Below are 15658 nucleotides of genomic sequence, written 5' to 3' on the forward strand. Positions count from 1 at the left end.
ACCGGCGAAATAGCAAAGAATTCAAAACAGCCCTCGGCGGAAATCGTTGCCGCAGTCTTCAAAAATCCTAGAGCAGACCGCCGTGAAAGGCGGCTTCAGCGGAGTTTGTCTGGGAGGATGCCGCCATGCGCGAAACGCAAATCCGATTTCTACCCTGGATACTGCATCCTGGAAGCGTAAGGGAGAGGGTGTATTCGGTATTCTCCGCTTCCGGCCGCGCCCCCCCTTGCCTCGCCGTCCTGACGGCCCTCGCCCTTCCGATCCAGGTGAACGACTTGCCCTGGCGGCCGGATACCCGAGGGGCCGGCACGGACAAGGGATGCTGCCCGCTGCTGGCCGAGTCCGTCGAGGCCACGGACAGCACGCTGGAATCCTGGCTCGGCGTGCATGAGAAGCCGCCGCCCTCCCTGCCGCCTGCGAACACCGCCGCCACGCACACGATGGATCCCCAGAGGAGGGACCTCCAGAAGAACGAGCCCCAGAAAAAGCTGGTCCAACAGGGGGGCGAGGCGGACACGGACTGGCGGCTGGTCCCGTTCGTTGCAGCGCGTGCGTCGGGCGGTGTTGCGGGACAGCCGACCCTGCTGTCCATCGCCGTCACCTCGCCGTTCGGGCAGACGAATCCGCAGCACGAGGCGATCACCTATGTGCTGATTTCCAACCTTCCACCCAAGGCCACCCTGTCGCAGGGCAGGGTGGTCGGCGACGGAACATGGCAGGTGGCGCTGGAAGAACTGACCAGCCTCACCCTGAGCATGCCGCCCGACATGACCGGCCCGGTGACGTTGCTCATCACCGCGGTGACCGATCATGGCGGCGGCGTCGTCGCCCGGCAGGGCACCGAACTGACGATTCCGCTTGCCCGAGACGTTGCCGTCCAGGCCGACGCCGTGGCCGTCGCGTCGCCGGAGGCCGGCAACACTCCGCCGCCGGCGCAGGGCGGCTCGTCGCAGAGCGGCGAGGCGGCGGTTTCTTCGGCAGAAACCACTTCGGACACAACCTCGCCGGTCTCCGGGAGTTCGGCCCCGCTTTCACCGCCGGAGCCGCCGGAGAGCGACGCCAGCGCAGCCCCGCCCGAGCCCGCCGCCGCTGCCGACGCTGTCACCGCGCCCGCGCCGGAGCCGGCGGTCCTCGTCACGGCCCCGGCGCCCGCGCCGGAACCGGCGGCACCACCCGCCGACGCTCCCGCGGTCGTCCAGGCGGTCGTGGCCGTTCCCCTGCCGGAGCCGCCGCCGGTCGCCACGGCCGCCGTCGCAGCCATTCCGGCGGTGACCGCCCCACCTCCGGCGCCGGAGCCCCCGCAGCGGCGGCAGGAGGCGGTGCAGCGCCCGGCCAAGCCGCCCTCCACCATTCCCGAGGCGACGCTGATGAAGCGCGGAGACGATCTGTTCGCGCAGGGCGATCTTGCCGGGGCACGGCTCTATTACGAGATGGCCGCCGAGGCGGGCAATGCGAGGGCGGCTTTCGCGCTCGGCCGGACGCACGACCCGCTGGTGCATGAGCGGCTGCACGTCCGCGGGCTTTCGCCCGATCCCGAACAGGCCGCCGCCTGGTACCGCCGGGCCATTGCCGCCGGCAGCGGCGATGCCGAACAGCAACTGCAAAAACTGACCGTCTGGCTCGCAGGCAAGTCGCGATAACAGACAGGTCCGGATCCATGGAGGGCGCCATCATGACGGCATCGATCGTCCGTATTCTTCTTGTCGGAGCGTGCCTTGTCGCGGGCGGGGTTCCGGCATCGGCCGCCGACCCGCGCGGCGTCAACGCCAACAGCGGAACGGTCGGCATCGTGTCGGGCGGGGTCGAGGGCACCTATGTGCGCATCGCCGCCGATCTGGCGTCGGTCCTCGACGATGGCGACACGCTGCGCGTCCTGCCGATGCTGGGCAAGGGCTCGGTCCAGAACCTGAAGGACGTCGTCCTGCTCAAGGGGATCGATGTCGGCATCGTCCAGTCCGACGTGCTCGCCTATGCCAAGCGCGAGAAGCTTCTGCCCAACCTCGACCAGCGCGTCAAATACATCACGAAGCTCTACAACGAGGAGATGCACATCCTCGCCGCTCCCGACGTGACGCGCATCGAGGATCTCGCCGGGCGCAAGGTCAACGTCGATGTTCAGGGAAGCGGCACGCACATGACCGCGTCCCTCATCTTCGACATGCTGGGCATCAAGGTGGACCCGCAGGGCAACGACCAGGCCCTGGCGCTGGAGAAGCTGCGCCGGGGCGAGATCGCGGCCATGGCCTATGTCGCCGGCAAGCCGACCCGCCTGTTCCGCGACCTGAAGGCGGGGGACGGGTTGCATTTCCTGTCGATCCCGCTGAGCGCGAGCCTGCTGGACACCTATCTGCCGTCGCGCCTGACCAACGCCGACTATGAGGGGCTGATCAAGCCCGGCGAACAGGTCGATACCGTCGCCGTCGGCGCGGTGATGGCCGTCTATGGCTGGGAACGCGACCTGGAGCGGCACCGCAAGGTCGCCCGCTTCGTCGATGCCTTCTTCAGCAAGTTCGACGAGTTTCTGAAGCCGCCGCGGCATCCGAAATGGAAGGAGGTCAACCTGGCGGCCGACGTCCCCGGCTGGACCCGCTTCGAACCGGCCGAACAGTGGCTTCGCCAGGCATCGGCCGCAGCGGGGCCGCAATCCGCCGCGGTTCGGAAGGAGGATTTCCGCGCGTTCGTCGAACAACGCGGCATCCAACCCCAGCAGGCCGACAAGCTGTTCGAGCAGTTCCTGGTCTGGCAGGCCCGTTCCCAGCAATAGGAGACGCTCAGGGGAGATCTCCGGCGCTTTATGCGCCGACGTCGTAGCGCATCGCTTCGAGGTCGGCGATGAGGCCCGGACCTTGCGGACGCCAACCGAGCGTCGCTTGCGTCAGGGCGCTGGAGGCCGGCATATCCATGCCCGCGAACATCGCCATCCACCCGAAATGGTCGGCGGCCTTGTCCTGCGGGACTGAAACCGCCGGGATCTTCAGACCGCGCGCCAGCGTCTCCACGATCCTGCGTGTTTCGATGCCTTCCTCGCCGACCGCGTGGTAGCGCGCGCCGGGTTCCGCCCTCTCGATCGCCAGACGATAGAGGCGGGCGACGTCGCTCCGGTGGCCGGCGGGCCAGCGATTGCGCCCCTCGCCGATGTAGGATGCGACGCCCTTCTCACGGAAGATCGCGATCAGCGGGGTGATCAGCCCCTGCTTCTCCGTGTCGTGAACCTGCGGCAACCGCATCACCGCGACGTTGACGCCGGCATCCAGGAGGTCGTTGCCGGCGCGTTCGGAGGCGATGCGCGGATTGGCGTGGTGATCGTCGAAGACGTCTTCACAGGCGAGCTGGCCAGGGCCGGCACCGCCGACCCCGGTTCCCGACGTGATCAGCAGCGGACGGCCCGACCCCTTGAGCACCTCGCCGAGCGCGCCGATGACCCGGCGGTCCTTTTCGCAATTCTCGACGAAGCGCGAGAAATCGTGATCGAACGCGGTGTGGATCACGGCGTCGGCCTTTTCCGCACCGCTTCGGATGCTCGGCAATTCCTCCAGCGTGCCGCGGTGCGCCTCGGCACCGGCGGCTGCCAGCGAGCGGGCGCCGTCCTCGGATCGGGTCATGCCGATCACCTGATGGCTCGCCTGCAGAAGTTCGGGAAGCACGGCCGAGCCGATGAAGCCGGTGGCACCGGTGAGAAAAATGCGCATGGCTGAATCACCTTTCCAATTCCGTCACCTCCAGTCTGATGCTCCGCTCTATCCTGTTAAAGATGTGACGTTTTCCTAGTATAGTGTTTACCAGGATGGCCCGGACCATCGGCCCCAGGCGGACGACTCCCATGCCGACGGACAACGTCAACACGCTCGCCGCTTTTCTGAGGGACCGCCGCACGCGGCTCGATCCGGCGGCCTTCGGCTTCTCGGGCCGCCGTCGCACGCCGGGACTGCGCAGAGAGGAAGTGGCGCAACGCGCCAACATCAGCCCGACCTGGTACACCTGGCTGGAACAGGGGCGCGGCGGTGCGCCGTCGGCCGATGTCCTGGACCGGATCGCCGGCAGCCTGATGCTCACCGATCTCGAACGCGAGCATCTGTTCATCCTTGCGCTCGGACGGCCGCCGGAGCTGCGGTACAAGCCGGTGCAAGGCGTCAGTCCACGGCTGCAGCGCCTGCTGGATGCCTTCGACGCCTGCCCGGCCTTCATCAAAACCGCGACTTGGGACGTGCTGGCCTGGAATCGCGCCGCCGCGGTCGTTCTGACCGATTACGGCAAGCTCCCTCCCGATCGGCGGAACATCCTGCGTCTGGTGTTCTGCAGTCCGACGATCCGCTCCAAGCAGAAGGACTGGGAAGGCATGGCGCGGTTTCTGGTCGGTGCCTTCCGCGTCGATGCCGCGCGCGCCGGCGCCGTGAAGGAGATCGCCGACCTCGTCGACGAGCTTTGCCGGGCTAGTCCGGATTTCGCCACGTTCTGGAAGGAGAACGACGTGTATGCGCCGAGCGAGGGGGTCAAGCAGCTCCGGCATCCACAACTCGGTACCTTCGAGATGGAGTATTCGGCCTTTGCCGTCGATGGCCGTCCGGATCTGGGCCTGCTGGTCTACAACCCGTTGGACGAGCAGGTCAAACAGCGCATCCGGGCCCTGATCGATCGAAAGGTCGGGATGGACCCTGCGGATGATCCGTAAAGGGAAGGACCGGCGCCAAGATCCCGGCCGCGTCCGGCGGGCAAACCCCCACGAGGGCAGCCCGCCGACGCCGGGTCACCAGCGTCGGCGGCGTGGTGGGGGCGGGGTCCTCAGCCCTTGACCGGAACCGCGGCCGACCATTCCGGCCGCGACGCCGGATGTCCGTCGACGGTCTCGATGATCGCGCGCGATCGATCCAGGGTGTCGTACAGCGACTTCGGCCCCTGGAAAGGACGGCCGCCGATGTGCCAACCGTCCGGGTGCAGTTCTTCGATCAACACCCACACCACCTCCCGGAACGCTTCGGATCCTTCGAAGCGCACCATGACATCGGTCAGGGCAGCGGCCATCGCGTGCTTCTCTTCCGAGCTGAACACGCCTTCCACGAGCTTCACATTCACAAACGGCATCTTTGCATCCTCCTCTGTGTGGCGACTGGCGAATGACCCACAGTACCAAGCGCGCCGGGACGCCACCCGTTAGGCTCAGCAAAGCGCCGTTAGTTTCCGTGTAGGCTCTTCTCCGCTCCACAGGACCGCCGGCCGTGCCCAGGGACAGGGGATGAGTTCGACAACGTCTCCGCGTGGCGGGTCCGCAGAAGGATCAAGCCGCGATAGGCTTTTGAAGATCGCATCGGCAACTTTCCACTCGCTGGGGGTCAGGCGCGCGTCTATGTTCACATCCAAGGCGTCGCCATGGCGGCGTGGTTGAAGCCAGATGGCCCCCGGGGAACCCGGCGCGGTTCGGTTCGACAGACGGGGTCGCGATGACGCTTGATCTTGCACGGCTGCGCGCCGAGACGCCCGGCGTTGCCCACCGGATCCACCTCAACAATGCGGGCGCCAGCCCGATGCCGGCGCCGGTGCTCGACGCAATGGTCGCGTATCTGCGGCGGGAGGCCGAGATCGGCGGCTACGAGGCCGCGGCGGACTCGGCGGTGCGGCTGAACGGTGTCTACGACAGCGTCGCCCGGCTGGTTGGCGGCGCCCGCGACGAGATCGCCCTCACCGAGAACGCCACGGTCGCGTGGCAGATGGCGTTCTACGCCCTGCCGTTCCAGCCCGGTGATCGCATCCTCACCGCCCGCGCCGAATATGCCGCAAACTACGTTGCGTTTCTCCAGGTGGCGCGGCGCACGGGTGCTGTGATCGACGTCATCCCGGACGATGCCGATGGCGTGCTCGACCCGCAGGCTTTGGAGCGCATGATCGACGAGCGGGTGCGCCTGATCGCCATCACCTGGGTCCCGACCAACGGCGGCTTGGTCAACCCGGCCGCCGCCGTCGGGCGCATCGCGCGGGCGCACGGCATACCCTACCTGCTCGACGCCTGCCAGGCGGTCGGACAGATGCCGGTCGACGTCGGGGCGCTCGGCTGCGACATGCTGTCGGCGACCGGGCGCAAATTTCTGCGAGGGCCGCGCGGGACCGGGTTCCTCTATATGCGGCGCGACCTCATGCGGCGGCTGGAGCCGCCGATGATCGACCATTTCGCCGCGCCGTGGGTGGCGCCGGACCGTTACGAACTTCGCCCCGACGCCCGGCGCTTCGAAAGCTGGGAGAACAACTACGCCGCTCGGCTGGGGCTGGGCGTCGCGGTGGATTACGCGCTGGAGATCGGCGTGGAGGCGATCGCCGCGCGCTGCCAAGCGCTCGCGGCCCAACTCCGCCAGTCACTCGGCGCGATCAGCGGGGTCACGCTGCATGATCTCGGCCGGCATCCGGCGGCCATCGTCAGCTTCTCGCTCGACGGCTGCGAGGCCGACGCCGTCAAGGCCCGCCTTGCCGCGGCGGGGATCAACGTCAGCACGTCGCAGCCGTCGAGCACGCTTCTGGACGCGACCGCGCGCCGCCTGCCGCCGCTGGTGCGCGCCTCGCCGCACGCCTTCAACACCGAAGACGAGATCGAGACGCTCGCGGCCGCCGTCCACGCCATGCGCTGACCTGAATGTGCAGGTCCTGACGTTCAGGGCTGGGCGGGTGGCCGAACAGAGGCCGACACCCATCCGCCCGACCGCGGAACCGGGAACCGAAGCCCGCCGGCAGGTGGACGGCCCCACGCCTTCGTTCACGCCGTGGCGCGAGCCCTGACACCGGTACCGCGTCCAGGGTGTCGCGAACCCGGCATCACACGACCACACCGGCCAAGGCCGGGCTCTGATCAAGCGCATCCGCCAGGAGATCCAGGACGCGCTGGGTGTCGTCCTGACTGTCGGGCGCACCCAGGCAGATGCGCAACGCCTCGGGGGCCGGTTCGGCCACCGCAAAGGTGTCGCTGACGATGGTCGATATGCCGCGCGTGCGCAAATGGGTCGCGAACTCCCCCCGCGTCCAGGCCGCCGGCAGAAAAAGCCACAGGTGGAATCCCTCCGGATGCGCCGCGAAACTCCCCGGCGGAAGCGTCTGTTGCGCCATGCGCTGCCGGATCACCGCTTCGGAGCGGACGGCGAGAAGCAGCCGATCGGCTGTTCCATCGCCGATCCATTGGGTGGCAATCGCCGCCAGCACGGGCGGCATCGCCAGCATCGTCGCCCGTTGTGCCGCGATCAGCCGCAACGCCTGCCGGGCATCGGGGGCAGCGACGTACGTGACGCGCAGGCCGGGCGAGACACACTTCGCAAGCCCGGCGACATGGTAGGTCAGCTCAGGCAGCAGCGCGGCGATTGGCGGCGGGCCTGCCTCCGGAAGAACGCCGTAGATGTCATCCTCGATAACCGGCACGCCATGCTCACGCGCAACGGCGGCGATCGCCTGCCGCCGCTCCAGGGGCATGGTCGCGGTGGTCGGGTTGTGCAGCGTCGGTGTGCAATACAGAGCCTTCGGCCGGTGCTCGGAAAATGCGGCTCTCAGCCCATCGGGATCGAGGCCGTGTTCGTCCATGGCCACGCCGACGATCCGCAGGCCAAGCTGCCGCGCGAGTGCCTTGAAGCCCGGGTACGTCAACGCTTCCGCGCACACGGTGTCACCGGCGGCCGCGATCGTGGACAGCACGCACATCAGGGCGCTTTGCGTGCCGGGGCAGAGCAGTACGCGCTCCGTCGTCAGGTCGGGCAAACGCCGGCTGAGCCATTGAACGCCGGCCTCCCGGTCCTTCAACCCGGCTCCGACCTCCGGATAGCGCAGGATGCTGCGGGGATCGGTCCGTGCAATGGCCCGGGCCATGCTCTGGTGGACGTGCGCCAGCAGTTCCGGCGCGTTCGGCAGCGGTGGCTGGTTCATCGTCATGTCGACGAAGGCCCGGCGGACCGCGTCGCCGATCTCCATGGGCAAGGGCGCGGGCGCCGGCTCCGGAGGCCGGACAAAGGTCCCTTGGCCCACCCGGCCGTCGAGCAGACCACGCCGGCGGGCCTCGCTGTACGCCCGCGTGACCGTGGTCAGATCAAGCCCCAACTGTTCGGCAAGCACCCGCTGCGGCGGCAGCCGCCGACCAGGCGCGAGACGTCCGTCACGGATATCGTCGGCGATCGCGTCGGCGATGGCCAGGTAGACCGGCTTGTCCTTGTCCGCAAGCCGCGGGAGCCAGGCCGTGTGTTCCGCGTGCATCTTCTTCCCTATGGGCCGTGTGGCGACCGACGTTGACAGACAATCGCACCCTGTGACGGCCTGAGGAGAACCGTGCAAGGGAGGCTTCGGAAGCGTGGAGGCCCCGGCGAAGGCCCGGCGCCGAGAATGGGCCGCGGCTCCGGGTACCATGAAACGCGCTGACCAGATCAAGCCGAAGCGCGCCGGACGACGGTCTTCGCCCCGCCGTCGGCCCCTTACCGGGTCAAGCGCAGGATGATCGCGAGGTTGATCCAGGAGGCCACGACAATCACCAGGACCGCCAGGGCCGGGCTTGCGAGCATGATACCGACATATCCGCCGACGGTGACGAGCAGGAGGGCGAATGCCATCAGGGTTACACGATGATCTTCCATGGCGGTCTTCTCGTGGTGGATGGTTACTGACCTGATGGGCCAGTCAGTGCAAAGCGGCCGTGATGCCGGAATCGGCCGGATCGGTGGTCGGTTTCATTGATCGCCCGGTCGAGCGAGCCGTCCTTCTTCCGCCTTGTGGACGTACTGGGAGCTGACGATCCATCCCTTCAGCGGCCGCAGAAGCGCCAGGCATCCTGCCAACAGCAGCGGAAACGAGGTCACGACGTGGACCCAGATCGGGGGCTCGTAGGTGATCTCCAGCCAGCCGGCGAAGGTGACCACCGGAAAGCTGACGATGCACATGACGAAGAAGGCCGGGCCGTCCGCCGGATCGGCGAAAGACAGGTCGAGCCCGCAGACGCTGCAGTGCGGCGCCAGCTTCAGATACCCCTGGAAGATGCTGCCTTTCCCACAGCGCGGACATTTTCCGAAAAGCCCGGTCTGTGTGGGCGACAGTGCGGTATGATCCTGCTCGTTCATTGCAAACCTCGTTGCGTCTGTCTGGTGAGTGGTCCGCCGGTTTCCGGCCACGTCGGTCGGGCAGGGGCCGGCACGAAGCGCCGCCCCCCGTTCCACGGCGCAGGTCACTCCGCGCGCCGGTACACCGGGAGATCCAGCCGCGCCCACACGTCGAGCCCGCCCGTCACGAGGCGAGCCATGTCGGCGTCGCTGTGCAAAGGGGTGGGGGTGAGCCGCAGGCGCTCCATGCCTCGCGAGGCGGCGGCCCCACCGGATGTCGAAAGCGCCCCGATTGCCGGTAACCCGCCATTGCCTGCAGGCAATTTCTTTGTACGGTACATTGCGTGGCGTCGCAAGGGCTGATGTATGGATTGCGCCGTGTCGCAAGGTCATGGGAGAGCGGCGCCCAACGCATTCCGCAGTCCTTGTAGGGCCGTTGATCGGTGTTCGAACGGCAGGTGGCGCCCGGCAGCTGGTCGATGTAGGGATCAAGCTCAGCTTTCCAGCCGGCCCCCCTGGGGTGGGGGCGGGTGCCCAGAAAGCGATTGCCGGAGCAATGCCGCGTATGTATGGTTTGTTGATCCATACAAAACAGGGTGGTGCTCCCTGCATCCAACAGGACCCACGCCCAGCAAGGATGTTTGTATGCCGTTCCTGGCTTCTTCGCTGCTTGCCCGTCCCCAGAGCGGTGCCGTGCCGTGAGCGCTCTTCGACCGCTCGGCCTGCTGCTCACCTGTCATTTGGGTGGCGAAATGATCGTCCGCTTCTTGGCCGTGCCGCTGCCGGGCGCCGTCGTCGGCTGCGCGATCCTGTTCAGCGTGGTGCTGGTCCGCGGGCGTCTGCCCGATGGTCTGAAGACGATTGCGGACGGGCTGCTGCGCTACCTGCCGGTGATGTTCGTTCCGGCCGGCGTCGGGGTGATGGCGGATGTCCAGCGCCTGCAGGACGAGTGGGGAGCGCTGCTCGCCACCCTTGTCCTGAGCGCAACGATCACCTTGGCGGCCACGGCCTGGAGCTTCGGTGCCGTGACACGCCTGGCGTCACGATGGCGGGAGCGGGGCAATGGTTCAGTCTGACGCTTGGAGCACGCTGCTAGCCTCCCCGCTGCCGTGGCTGACCATCACCGTCGGCGCCTATCTGGCGGGTCAGGAGTTGCACCGGCGCAGCGGCGGGAATCCGTTGACCCAGCCCGTCGCGGTGGCCGCCGCGCTGATCGTGGTGTTCCTTCTGATCACCGGATATCCCGTTCAAGCCTACACGCAGGGAACGGTTCCTCTGCGCTTCCTTCTTGGTCCGGCGACGGTCGCGTTGGCGATCCCCCTCTACGAACGGCGCCATCTCATCGCCCGCACCTGGCTGCCGCTGAGCGCCGCGCTGCTGGTCGGTTGCCTCACCGGCGTTCTGTCGGTGCTGTGCCTGGCCCGGCTGTTTGGGTTGAGCGATGCCATGATGCGGTCGATGAGCCCGAAGTCGGCCACCATGCCCGTCGCGATGGAGGTTTCCGCGCAGATCGGCGGTGTCCCGACGCTGACGATGGTGTTCGTCATGGCGACCGGGGTCGTCGGCGCCGCCCTCATCGAGCCGGTTCGCCGCTGTCTGACCGGTGTTGACGACCGTGGCCTGGGGTTCGCCCTGGGCTTGGCCGCGCACGGCATCGGTGTCGGGCGTGCCTTTCAGACGAGCCCGGTCGCCGGCGTCTTTGCCGGGCTCGCCATGGCCCTCAATGGGATTGCGACCGCGCTGCTGACACCGGCAGTCCTGGCGCTGTTCCACTGACGGTTCCCGGGGCACCGTCAGCCCGACACCGGCGGGCCGCTCCCCCGGCCTCCGTCAGCGCGCCGAACTCAACGTCGGAACCGTAAGCTCGGGTCCCTTCGCGGCGTCGGTGATGGTGATGGCGGTCGGGCCCTGGGCCCCCAGCGTCACCGTCACCGGACGGCCGTTGTTGTAGTTCTTCCACATCTGATACAGGGCCAGCGCCGCGAACATCTTGGCGTCGCGGCTGGTGTTGTACAGCCATTCCTGCGTCGGCACGACCCGCAGATTGCCGTTGCCGCTCTGCTCCACCTTGTCGGCGAAGCGGTAGCCGAGATGGTCGCTGATGCCGGCAACCAGCCCGTCGAAGCCGGGCGAAAGCCGGCCGAAGCCGGCCTGCGCCGGAGCGGTGTCCCCACCACCAAGCGTGCTGGCGGTCTGCCGCTTGACGAGGTCGGAGAAGAGCCAGCCTTCCTCCCCGGTGCGCAGCACCCGGACGCCCATCCAATTGCCGTCCCGTCTCAGCTCGACCACCTCCTCGCCGCGCATGATGGTGGAACGAACCGCCGCGTCGTCCGACGGGCCGGCGCGCAGGTTCACCTTCTCCCCCACCACCGCATGGATGTCGCCGGATGCGGCCAGCGCCGGCATCACCGGTGTTCCGGCCAATCCGAACACGGCAACCAGGACCGCGATCGCCTTTCGTGACATGACTGTTCCTCCCGCTGGGGGTGCCGCACGCGCACCGTTTCGCGAACAACGCACGGCGACCGGCGGATGATCCACCAAACCCGTTGTCCGGGTGGCGGTTCGTCCTGACACGGCGTGGAGGCGGCGGGGAACGGGCTCGCCGATCGGGAGCCAGGCCAGGGCCTAAGACCTTCGGCCGGAGGGTTCGCCCTGTCGCCAGTTGCCCGCCTTGCGGCACCGCTTATGATGGGGCCGGAATAACGGCGGCTTGAACGGCCGGACGCTGTGCAACAGACGCCATACAACACGAGGGTTCAGGGCATGAACGAAGCGACGTCGGGTTGGGTCACCCTCCAGGCGCGGGACGGGCACCGGCTGCGGGCCTACCACGCGCCGGCCCGGATCGAGGAGATCGGCCGGCTGATCGTGGCGCCAGAGATCTTCGGCATCAACCGCCACATCCGCAGCGTGTGCGACGGCTTTGCCCTGCAGGGCTTCACCACGCTGGCGCCGGACCTGTTCGACCGGGCCGAACGCGGTGTCGAGCTGGACTATGACGATGCCGGCATCCAGCGGGGCATCGCGCTGAAGGGCGCGGTGTCGACCGCCGACGCGCTGGCGGACATCGCGGCGGCCCTGGCCCATCTGGGCGGGGATGGTGCGGCGGCCATCGTCGGCTATTGCTGGGGCGGCAGCATCGCCTGGGCGGCGGCGTCGGTCCTGCCGGTGCGGGCGGCCATCGGCTATTACGGCGGCGAGATCGGCAAGACGCTGGACGCCGCACCCCGCGTGCCGACGCTGCTGCATTTCGGCGAGCAGGACCACGCCATCCCGATGACGGTCGCCGAGGGGGTGCGGTCGCGCTACCCGTGGGTGCCGGTCCACAGCTACCCGGCCGGCCACGGCTTCAACTGCGACGAGCGGGGGAGCTTCCATCCGGAAAGCGCGGTTCTGGCGTTGCGCCGGACGCTCGGGCTGTTGCGGGCCGTGTTCTGACCGGACGGTCCTTCCGGCCGAGCCGGACCGGCCAGCGGCGAAAGGCCAGCAGCCCGATGCACAGCGCGGCGTAGACCAGCGGCGCCGTCTGCCAGCCCTTCACCAGCATGATGAAGTGCAGGCAGGCGGCCAGCCCGGCGACGAACACACCCTTGTGCAGGGCGCGCCAGCGCCGGCCGCCCAGCCGCTTGACCATGCCGTCGGTGGAGGTGGCGGCCAGCGCGGTCAGGATCAGGATGGCGCCCATGCCGACGGTGATGTAGGGGCGCTTGACGATGTCCTTCCAGATCGCCGCCCAGTCGAAGAACTGGTCCAGCCCGATGTAGGTCGACAGGTGGACGCAGGCGTAGAAGAAGGCGAACAGCCCCAGCATGCGCCGGAAGCGCGCCAGCGCCGCCACCCTGGTCAGCATGCGCAGCGGCGTCAGCGCCAGCGCGATCAGCAGGAAGCGCAGGGCCCACAGCCCGCTGGCCTTGACGCTCTCCAGCACCGGTTCCGCCCCCAGCTCGCCGGTGTAGGCGAGCCAGACGGTCCAGGCCAGCGGCACCAGGGCCAGCGTGAAGACGGCCGGCTTTGCCCAGCGCGCCGTCAGGGCGGCGTTGGACAGGGTTCGGAAATCGGCGGCCATCGTCAGTAATACTTCTTCAGATCCATGCCGGAGTAGAGCGACGCGACCTCCTCGCCATAGCCGTTGAAGGGCAGCGTCTTGCGGCGGGAAAAGTCGCCGACGCGCCGTTCGGTCGCCTGGGTCCAGCGCGGGTGGTCGACCGCCGGGTTGACGTTGGAATAGAAGCCGTACTCACTGGGCTGCGACGTGTTCCAGGCGGTCGGCGGCTGCTCTTTCACCAACGAGATCTTGACGATCGACTTGATCGACTTGAAGCCGTATTTCCACGGCACCACCAGCCGGATCGGCGCGCCGTTCTGGTTGGGCAGCGTTTCGCCATACATGCCGACCGCCAGCAGGGTCAGCGGGTGCATCGCCTCGTCCAGCCGCAGCCCCTCGGTGTAGGGCCAGTTGAGCACCCAGGACCGCAGGCCCGGCATCTGCTTCGGATCGTTCAGCGTCTGGAAGGCGACGTATTTGGCGTTGCCGGTCGGCTCCACCCGTTTCAGCAGTTCCGCCAGCGGGAAGCCGACCCAGGGGATCACCATCGACCAGCCTTCGACGCAACGCAGGCGGTAGACGCGCTCCTCCATCGGGAACTTCAGCAGATCCTCGATGCCGATGGTCATCGGCTTGCCGACCTCGCCGCCGATGGCGATTTCCCACGGACGGGTCTTCAGCGTGCCGGCGCTGTCGGCCGGATCGCCCTTGCCGGTGCCGAACTCGTAGAAGTTGTTGTAGGTGGTCGCCGCCTTCATCGACGTCTGCGGGTCGAGCTTCGGGTCGACCGGCGTCACCGTGGTCGCCGCGCTGAAGGTCGCGGCCAGCGCGCCACCTCCGCTCCACACCGGCAGGCTGCCCAGCGCCGCCGCCGCGGCGCCTCCGGCGATCAGGCTGCGGCGGGACAGGAACAGCTCCCGCGGCGTGACCTCGTCCTCGCGCGCTTGCGAGGCGGTGGGAAACTTGAACAGCATCGACCCTCTCCCGAACGAACCATCTCCGGCACTAACCATAGGTCCGGCGAGGGCGGACGGCAAATCACGGGGTCTACACGTTTGCGTGAAGGGGGCGTTGCGCGGTCGGTCAGCGCCGGCCGAGCGGGATCACCGTCGCCGGTCCGCCGAACGGGCCGCCGCGCCCCACCCGCCGCGCCGGGAACGGCAGCACCTGGGCCGGTCGTCGCGCCGGAAGCAGGATCGGACCCCCGATGAAGGAGTGAGCGAAGGCTGCGCCGTTCTGGCAGGCGCGCACCCATGTGAGCATGCAGCACATCGACGTGTGCATGCCGAGTGTCCATAGCATCATGGCGTGGCCTTTGGCTGTGGTGACGATCGGGACGTCTTCCACCGCGGGCGTCGCCGGCCTCGGCGGCTCCCGCGGTGGTCGGATCCATAACGAGGGGGTCGGAGATTCGTTCCGGACCCGTCCGTTCGGCGGCCCGTTCGGCGGCGTGAAGATCGCGATCGCGACAGACAGCTTTGGTTGTGCGGCGAGCAAGACTGTCGCGCTATCGGGGCGGCGACGGCAAGAAACCGCGTCCTTCAACCTAAGTCATAGTCATAGCCCTTACGTCGAAAGTTCAGGTGCGTACCAAAGGCTAAATTGACCCGAATCGCCTTTACTTCATGGTGCAGGGCTGTAGGACTGCGGGAACACTCGTCCGGTCGGGTCGGTGTGCGCGCGGTTTTGCTGCGGGTATTCGACGTTCCGGGTGCTGTGCGGTTCGTGTCCTTGGTCCGCATGATGCCCGGCCGGTTATGGCGACAGGGGAACGGCCCGACTCAAGGTCGGCCAGCGCGGGATGGGGAACGGAATGACGGCGATGGTGGCGACGGCTGAGGCGTTGGATCCGAAGGTTCTGCTGATGGCCTTGCGACAATTGCGCAAGGGCGATTTCTCGGTGCGGCTGCCACTTGACCTGACGGGCATGGATGGCGAGATCGCCGCCGCCTTCAACGACGTCGTCGAGATGAACCAGAACCTGACCACCGAGGTCAGCCGGCTCAGCGTCGCCATCGGCAAGGAAGGCCGCATCAGCCAGCGTGCCAAGCTGTCCAACGCATCCGGCGGTTGGGAAACCTGCGTCGACAGCATCAACACGTTGGTCGGCGACATGATCCAGCCGACCACCGAAATCGCCCGCGTCATCGGCGCGGTCGCCAAGGGCGACCTGTCCAAGACCATGGCGCTGGAGATCGAGGGCCGGCCGCTGCAGGGCGAGTTCCTGCGCACCGCCCGCAACGTCAACACCATGGTGGACCAGCTCGTCACCGTCACCACCGAGCTGACGCGTGTGGCGCGCGAAGTCGGGATCGAGGGCAAGCTGGGCGGCCAGGCCCAGGTCAAGGGCGTTGCCGGCACCTGGAAGGATTTGACCGACAACGTCAACGTGATGGCGGCCAACCTGACCGGTCAGGTCCGCAACATCGCCGAGGTGACGACCGCGGTCGCCAAGGGCGACTTGTCGAAGAAGATCACCGTCGACGTGAAGGGCGAGATTCTGGAGCTGAAATCCACCATCAACACCATGGTGGACCAGTTGAACAGCTTCGCCTCGGAAGTGACG

The 15658-nt window shown here is 67.7% G+C and carries 17 protein-coding genes; 8 read left to right on the top strand and 9 right to left on the bottom strand.

Annotation, left to right across the window (positions count from 1 at the left end):
- Positions 1 to 125: 125 nt before the first annotated feature.
- Both TSO352_RS32935 and TSO352_RS11520 read left to right on the top strand, forming a co-directional pair.
- Complete coding sequence (locus tag TSO352_RS32935; protein WP_146210748.1) at positions 126 to 1640, top strand: hypothetical protein; 1515 nt, start codon at positions 126 to 128, stop codon at positions 1638 to 1640.
- A gap of 32 nt (positions 1641 to 1672) precedes the next feature.
- Positions 1673 to 2764 carry a TAXI family TRAP transporter solute-binding subunit gene (locus tag TSO352_RS11520; protein WP_247872044.1) on the top strand — a complete coding sequence of 364 codons (1092 nt, stop codon included), beginning with the start codon at positions 1673 to 1675 and terminating at the stop codon, positions 2762 to 2764.
- A 28-nt stretch (positions 2765 to 2792) separates the two neighbouring features.
- Here TSO352_RS11520 and TSO352_RS11525 read toward each other — a convergent pair whose 3' ends face one another.
- Complete coding sequence (locus TSO352_RS11525) at positions 2793 to 3689, bottom strand: SDR family oxidoreductase (RefSeq protein ID WP_109107495.1); 897 nt, start codon at positions 3687 to 3689, stop codon at positions 2793 to 2795.
- 131 nt (positions 3690 to 3820) lie between these two features.
- Between TSO352_RS11525 and TSO352_RS11530 the strand changes: the two genes are divergently transcribed.
- Positions 3821 to 4669, top strand: coding sequence for a helix-turn-helix transcriptional regulator (locus tag TSO352_RS11530; protein WP_109107496.1), 849 nt, complete (start codon positions 3821 to 3823; stop codon positions 4667 to 4669).
- Between the two features lie 110 nt (positions 4670 to 4779).
- Here TSO352_RS11530 and TSO352_RS11535 read toward each other — a convergent pair whose 3' ends face one another.
- Positions 4780 to 5079 (bottom strand): 4-oxalocrotonate tautomerase family protein, encoded by a 300-nt coding sequence (locus TSO352_RS11535; RefSeq protein ID WP_109107497.1) that lies wholly within the window; start codon positions 5077 to 5079, stop codon positions 4780 to 4782.
- 356 nt (positions 5080 to 5435) lie between these two features.
- Here TSO352_RS11535 and TSO352_RS11540 point away from each other — a divergent pair, with 356 nt between their 5' ends.
- A complete protein-coding gene (locus TSO352_RS11540) occupies positions 5436 to 6611 on the top strand; it encodes an aminotransferase class V-fold PLP-dependent enzyme (protein ID WP_109107498.1) in 1176 nt (391 codons plus the stop codon).
- A 184-nt stretch (positions 6612 to 6795) separates the two neighbouring features.
- Here TSO352_RS11540 and TSO352_RS11545 read toward each other — a convergent pair whose 3' ends face one another.
- The 3 genes from TSO352_RS11545 to TSO352_RS11550 form a co-directional block, all read right to left on the bottom strand.
- Positions 6796 to 8211, bottom strand: coding sequence for a PLP-dependent aminotransferase family protein (locus tag TSO352_RS11545; RefSeq protein ID WP_109107499.1), 1416 nt, complete (start codon positions 8209 to 8211; stop codon positions 6796 to 6798).
- A 215-nt stretch (positions 8212 to 8426) separates the two neighbouring features.
- Entirely contained in the window at positions 8427 to 8585 is a 159-nt protein-coding gene (locus tag TSO352_RS32940) for a sugar tyrosine-protein kinase (protein ID WP_146210749.1), read from the bottom strand.
- A 93-nt stretch (positions 8586 to 8678) separates the two neighbouring features.
- Positions 8679 to 9065, bottom strand: coding sequence for a DUF983 domain-containing protein (locus TSO352_RS11550; protein WP_109107500.1), 387 nt, complete (start codon positions 9063 to 9065; stop codon positions 8679 to 8681).
- Between the two features lie 677 nt (positions 9066 to 9742).
- On the opposite strand from TSO352_RS11550, the gene TSO352_RS11560 reads away from it, so the two are divergent.
- Together TSO352_RS11560 and TSO352_RS11565 are read left to right on the top strand one after the other, a co-directional pair.
- Positions 9743 to 10120, top strand: coding sequence for a CidA/LrgA family protein (locus TSO352_RS11560; protein WP_146210750.1), 378 nt, complete (start codon positions 9743 to 9745; stop codon positions 10118 to 10120).
- Positions 10107 to 10820, top strand: a complete 714-nt coding sequence (locus TSO352_RS11565; protein ID WP_109107502.1) for an LrgB family protein — start codon at positions 10107 to 10109, stop codon at positions 10818 to 10820. The genes TSO352_RS11560 and TSO352_RS11565 overlap by 14 nt, the downstream gene beginning before the upstream one ends.
- 54 nt (positions 10821 to 10874) lie before the next feature.
- Here the strand turns inward: TSO352_RS11565 and TSO352_RS11570 are convergent, their stop codons facing one another.
- Positions 10875 to 11510: an SH3 domain-containing protein gene (locus TSO352_RS11570; protein WP_109107503.1), complete on the bottom strand. Its 636-nt coding sequence runs from the start codon at positions 11508 to 11510 to the stop codon at positions 10875 to 10877.
- Positions 11511 to 11810: 300 nt separating this feature from the next.
- On the opposite strand from TSO352_RS11570, the gene TSO352_RS11575 reads away from it, so the two are divergent.
- The gene (locus tag TSO352_RS11575) at positions 11811 to 12485 is read left to right on the top strand and encodes an alpha/beta fold hydrolase (protein ID WP_109107504.1); all 675 of its coding nucleotides are present in this window, start codon (positions 11811 to 11813) and stop codon (positions 12483 to 12485) included.
- Here the strand turns inward: TSO352_RS11575 and TSO352_RS11580 are convergent.
- The 3 genes from TSO352_RS11580 to TSO352_RS11590 all read right to left on the bottom strand — a co-directional run bounded on the left by TSO352_RS11580 (position 12397) and on the right by TSO352_RS11590 (position 14439).
- The gene (locus tag TSO352_RS11580) at positions 12397 to 13113 is read right to left on the bottom strand and encodes a protein-methionine-sulfoxide reductase heme-binding subunit MsrQ (RefSeq protein ID WP_109107505.1); all 717 of its coding nucleotides are present in this window, start codon (positions 13111 to 13113) and stop codon (positions 12397 to 12399) included. The genes TSO352_RS11575 and TSO352_RS11580 overlap by 89 nt on opposite strands.
- A 2-nt stretch (positions 13114 to 13115) precedes the next feature.
- On the bottom strand, positions 13116 to 14066 hold the full coding sequence (msrP, locus tag TSO352_RS11585; protein ID WP_109107506.1) for a protein-methionine-sulfoxide reductase catalytic subunit MsrP: 951 nt from the start codon (positions 14064 to 14066) through the stop codon (positions 13116 to 13118).
- 109 nt (positions 14067 to 14175) lie between these two features.
- Positions 14176 to 14439, bottom strand: a complete 264-nt coding sequence (locus tag TSO352_RS11590; RefSeq protein WP_146210751.1) for a hypothetical protein — start codon at positions 14437 to 14439, stop codon at positions 14176 to 14178.
- 466 nt (positions 14440 to 14905) lie between these two features.
- Between TSO352_RS11590 and TSO352_RS11595 the strand changes: the two genes are divergently transcribed.
- Positions 14906 to 15658 (top strand): HAMP domain-containing protein (locus tag TSO352_RS11595; RefSeq protein WP_247872045.1); only part of this gene is annotated, 753 nt, incomplete at its 3' end.

Source organism: Azospirillum sp. TSO35-2, from assembly GCF_003116095.1.
In the GTDB taxonomy this organism is placed as follows: Bacteria; Pseudomonadota; Alphaproteobacteria; order Azospirillales; family Azospirillaceae; genus Azospirillum.

Excerpts from the sequence above, each read along its gene's own strand:
- TSO352_RS11535 (WP_109107497.1), bottom strand. The coding sequence starts at position 5,079 with ATGCCGTTTGTGAATGTGAAGCTCGTGGAAGGCGTGTTCAGCTCGGAA.
- TSO352_RS11550 (WP_109107500.1), bottom strand. The coding sequence starts at position 9,065 with ATGAACGAGCAGGATCATACCGCACTGTCGCCCACACAGACCGGGCTT.
- TSO352_RS11520 (WP_247872044.1), top strand. The coding sequence starts at position 1,673 with ATGACGGCATCGATCGTCCGTATTCTTCTTGTCGGAGCGTGCCTTGTC.
- msrP (WP_109107506.1), bottom strand. The coding sequence starts at position 14,066 with ATGCTGTTCAAGTTTCCCACCGCCTCGCAAGCGCGCGAGGACGAGGTC.
- TSO352_RS11530 (WP_109107496.1), top strand. The coding sequence starts at position 3,821 with ATGCCGACGGACAACGTCAACACGCTCGCCGCTTTTCTGAGGGACCGC.
- TSO352_RS11545 (WP_109107499.1), bottom strand. The coding sequence starts at position 8,211 with ATGCACGCGGAACACACGGCCTGGCTCCCGCGGCTTGCGGACAAGGAC.
- TSO352_RS11565 (WP_109107502.1), top strand. The coding sequence starts at position 10,107 with ATGGTTCAGTCTGACGCTTGGAGCACGCTGCTAGCCTCCCCGCTGCCG.
- TSO352_RS11570 (WP_109107503.1), bottom strand. The coding sequence starts at position 11,510 with ATGTCACGAAAGGCGATCGCGGTCCTGGTTGCCGTGTTCGGATTGGCC.
- TSO352_RS11580 (WP_109107505.1), bottom strand. The coding sequence starts at position 13,113 with ATGGCCGCCGATTTCCGAACCCTGTCCAACGCCGCCCTGACGGCGCGC.
- TSO352_RS11575 (WP_109107504.1), top strand. The coding sequence starts at position 11,811 with ATGAACGAAGCGACGTCGGGTTGGGTCACCCTCCAGGCGCGGGACGGG.
- TSO352_RS32940 (WP_146210749.1), bottom strand. The coding sequence starts at position 8,585 with ATGGAAGATCATCGTGTAACCCTGATGGCATTCGCCCTCCTGCTCGTC.
- TSO352_RS11525 (WP_109107495.1), bottom strand. The coding sequence starts at position 3,689 with ATGCGCATTTTTCTCACCGGTGCCACCGGCTTCATCGGCTCGGCCGTG.
- TSO352_RS32935 (WP_146210748.1), top strand. The coding sequence starts at position 126 with ATGCGCGAAACGCAAATCCGATTTCTACCCTGGATACTGCATCCTGGA.
- TSO352_RS11540 (WP_109107498.1), top strand. The coding sequence starts at position 5,436 with ATGACGCTTGATCTTGCACGGCTGCGCGCCGAGACGCCCGGCGTTGCC.